The following is a 3,852-nucleotide window of genomic DNA, read 5'->3' on the forward strand; positions in this document are numbered from 1 at the left end:
TCTGCGGCCATAGAGGTCATCGGCGAAGGCCTCGAAGGCCTCGCGCGGGTTGGCGATCTCGTCGGCGAGGCCCGCCTTGACCGCGTCAGCGCCGATCAGGCAGCGGGCTTCCGTGGCCAGGGCCGCCTCGGCGGTGAGCTTGGCGCCGCGGCCGGCGCCGACGGTCTCGGCGAAGATCGTGCGCAGTTGCTCCATTTCGGCCTGCAGGTCCGCCCGCACGCTCTCTGGAAGCGGGGCATAGGGGTTGCCGTCAGCCTTGTGCGCCCCAGCCGAGATCACCGTCACCTGCACGCCCATCTGCTCAAGCAGCGCGCTTTTGTCGGCATGCATGCAGATGACGCCGATCGAGCCTGCCCCGCCGGTGCGCGGCATCACGATCCGGGTCGCCTGCGAGGCGATGGCGTAGGCGGCCGAGAAGGCGTGATCGCTGATGAAGGCCCAGACCGGCTTTTTCTCGCGCAGCTCGCGGATTTGGTCCGCTAGCGAGAAGCACCCCGCTACCTCGCCGCCGTGGCTGTCGATCTCGAGCGCCACGCCGCGCACCATGCCGTCACTCGCCGCCATCTCGATTTGCGCGGCGAGCCCCTCGTAGGAGGTCTGACCGGAGCTGTTGCCGATCCATCCGCCCCGGTGGATCAGGGCCCCGGTCACCGGGATCACAGCGATCCCGTCGCGAACCCGGTAGGCACCGAGCCGGCCGCTGCGCATCCCCTCCTCGAGGCGCTCGTCGAGCAGAGAGGCGCGCGCCCGGCGAAAGGCCTCGGGCGAGGCTTCGGCGCCCACCACCTCGACCTCGGCGCCCACCAGGCGTGGGCCGAGCCCCATGATGAAGGCCGCGGCTTTCGTCGGCGCAGCCAGAAGCGGCGTGTGAAACACACGCTGCGCGATTTGCGGATGATGCATGATGTCAGTCCTCGGGGCTCAAGCTCGGGCCGGTGGTCGGGCCCAGCAGCTTCGCGAAGCTCTCCTGCGCCGGGTGCAGCGTGCCCTTGGGCATGGCCGCGACCTCGCGCGCGATTTGCTCCATGTTGTCGGCGTAGTCGGTCCCGGTGAGCTCGGCCGCCTCTTCCTCGAGCGTCGAGAGCCCCAGCGACACGCGCATCGCCGCGGCCTGCGCTTCCTTGACCGGGTCGACGAACCCCTTGCCGGGTCCGATCCACTTGGCGCGGGCATAAGCCGGCCAGAAGGCGTAGAAGTCAGGTGCGCCGCGTGGCAGGCGCACATGACCATCCATGATCTGCTCTTCGAGCCAGGCCATGAAGAACGGCTGGCAGAAGCCCTGCGCGAAGGCGGTGCGGCGCGCGGTCCAGCCGCGCCAGATCTCGATCATCGCCGCCCGGGCGCTCGAGTAATTGGTTTTCGACCAGTCCGAAGCGAGTTGCTCGTAGCTGATCCCCATTCCCGACGCGATGTGCCGCAGCACCGCGGCCTCGAAGTCGGCGAACTGCGCCGCGGGCCGCGCGGTCGGCACCATTCCGATCTCGTCGTTGGGATAGAGCGTGCTGATGCGCGCGCCGCCGATCTTCACCCCGCCCGAACTGCCGTAGAACTCTTTGCGCTCGGTCTGGTAGTTGATGAGCGATCGCATGCCTTCGTCATCCCCGAACATCTCGTTGATCGACTCGGGGCCCATGGGGCTTTTGATAAAAGCGGCGAGCACCGCGTTGATCACCGCCGCCTGCAGCTCGACCCGGCTGTAGTGGTCCTCCATGCGCAGCCGTTCGACGATCGGCGCGAGGCGGCTGATGCCTCGGGTCTGGCCATCCCGCGTCTTGTCGAAGAAGTGGATCACCTGGGGCCGACCGGTCGCGGACTCGCGGCCGATCCGCTTCCAGGTCATCGCGTCCGAAACATCCGCCCAGCTGGTCGCGTAGTGGCCCTGCCGGAAATGGTAGGCCCGCGCGACGCCGTCGCGGGTGATCTCGACGCCGCCGCGCAACCGCGCTTCGTCCGATGCCCCGTTCGGATTACTCAGCAAGTCGGGATCAACGACGCGCATCGTCGTCTTGAACGGCCGCCGGGCCCGCCAGTTGACCAGGCCAATCGCCTCGCCCTCGACGAGATAGGTGCGATAGGCCATGCCGAAGAGCTGCGGCATGGTCTGGCTGCGCGTGGTGTCGCAGAACTTGCGCGGGTCATCCGCATAGGTCCGCCAGCGCGCCTCGATGGTTTCCTTGAACTCCTGCGCCCAGTCCGCATCGAGGCCGAGGGCGCGCCAGTCCGGCTTCAGGAGCGGCCGGAAATTCGCGCCAATGACGCCATCGACTTCCTTGGCGATCGCACCGGCGGCCCAGCCATTGTTGCGACCGAGATCGCGGCTGCGCGCGGTGATGCGATCCCGCCCGGGCAGCACCTCGGCGTCGACGGCGCGGTTCGAGGGCAGGAATCCGGCAAGCGTGTCGATGCCGGTGTCGGCCGCGACATAGGGGGTGGAGCCGCCGAACCCGGCATCGCGGAGCGCGCCGCGCTTACGGGGAATGCGCGGGACCTCGGTCAGCGAACGCACCGCCATGTCAGAACCTCACCGGGAGGGACGCGAGGCCACCGCGCGTCAGGCCAAGCTGGCGGCGCAGCGAGGAGATGTAGCGGTGCAGCTCCGCCGCATTAGCGGGAGTGTATTCGGTGCGGTGTCCGTCGTAGCCGACAACCACGGCCTGCGCGCCGATCCGGACCTGATGCAGAGCTTCCTCGGCCTCGGCCAGGCGTTTCGTGAGGGTCTCGTTATCCACCATTTTGCTCCCTCAGAAGATCGGCGAGCCGCGTGGCCTTGCGGGCCGGCTTGCTCTTGGGTTTCGGTTGCGCGCCCGCGAGGAGCGGCAGAGATGCATCGAAGAGGTCCGGCTGCTTGTCCGGCGCCGGGGCCGAGCGCTCGGCGGTCAGGACATCCCACTGATCGTCGGTCATCGCCGCCCAGCCCTTCCGCAGGGCCCCGGCTTCGGCGTAGTTCATCGTGTCGAGCGCTTCATTGCGGCGCGTCGGCTCGACCAGGACCCACCGGCTGGTCATCACACCTTGCTTGTTCCGGCTCAGCACGCGGTTCTCGGCGGTGATCATCCGGTAGTATTCGTCGCCAAGCGCCCGGGCGAACTGGATGAAGCCGCGCTCCTCGGGGTCTTCCTTGCGCAGGTGCGCGTAGAGTCCCGCTTTCAGAGACGAGACGTTGAGATTGAAGGCGCGCTTCTGCGCCTTTTTCACCTTGCCGTCCCTGCGCCGATCGAACTTCTGCAGCGCCATCAGCGGGCCGTTCTCGGTGGAGCCGCCCTTGACGATGATCACCCGGCCCCAGGGATGGCGCTTCGCCCAACTCCAAACGTCGTCGGTATAGGCGCCGCCATCAATCGCGAGGATGTCGAGCGGCACCCGGAGCCCCAGCTCGGTGCGCCACTCCTGACGCAGCAGTGCGTTCAGCGCGTCCCGGCCGGCCTCGTCGCCGATGTGGTGCGGGATCACCTTGTAGTCGATGACCCAGCGCCGGCGGTTCGCACCGAAGGCCACCAGATGCACCTCGAGGCGGTCATCCTGGCAGTCGACGCCCGCCGCGAAGATGAAACCCGTCGCGGGCAGCACGCCGAGTTCGAGTACCGCACCTGGCTCGGCATTCTCGGTCCGGTCCCGCAAGGTCTCCCAATCCGGCGCATCGGTCGCCTGCTCATAGGGCAGGCCGAGCACGTCGTTGAAGAACACCTGCTCGACCGCCGCCTTGATCGGCTTGGCGGTGGCGGCCTTGCCGGGCGCCTCGGTGCTCCCCTGCGCCTCGGCGGCTTTCGAGCGCCCCGCCTCGAGCCGGGTCCAGCCCATCATCTGCGCGTATTCGACCGCGATCGAGGCCCAGTCCCGCTGCGGCGCATAGGC

The 3,852-nt window shown here is 68.2% G+C and carries 4 protein-coding genes; all 4 read right to left on the reverse strand.

What is annotated here, in order from left to right:
* Nucleotides 1-903: S49 family peptidase (locus tag G0Q01_RS22175; RefSeq protein ID WP_164213871.1), on the reverse strand; the 903-nt coding region annotated here is incomplete at its 3' end.
* A 4-nt stretch (nucleotides 904-907) separates the two neighbouring features.
* Complete coding sequence (locus tag G0Q01_RS22180) at nucleotides 908-2,512, reverse strand: phage portal protein (RefSeq protein WP_164213872.1); 1,605 nt, start codon at nucleotides 2,510-2,512, stop codon at nucleotides 908-910.
* A 1-nt stretch (nucleotide 2,513) separates the two neighbouring features.
* The gene (gpW, locus tag G0Q01_RS22185; protein ID WP_164213873.1) at nucleotides 2,514-2,732 is read right to left on the reverse strand and encodes a gpW family head-tail joining protein; all 219 of its coding nucleotides are present in this window, start codon (nucleotides 2,730-2,732) and stop codon (nucleotides 2,514-2,516) included.
* A partial coding sequence (locus G0Q01_RS22190) for a terminase gpA endonuclease subunit (protein ID WP_203595132.1) occupies nucleotides 2,722-3,852 on the reverse strand: 1,131 nt, incomplete at its 5' end. The genes G0Q01_RS22190 and gpW, both read right to left, overlap by 11 nt.

This window comes from Salipiger sp. PrR007, from assembly GCF_010499845.1.
In the GTDB taxonomy this organism is placed as follows: domain Bacteria; phylum Pseudomonadota; class Alphaproteobacteria; order Rhodobacterales; family Rhodobacteraceae; genus Salipiger; species Salipiger pacificus_A.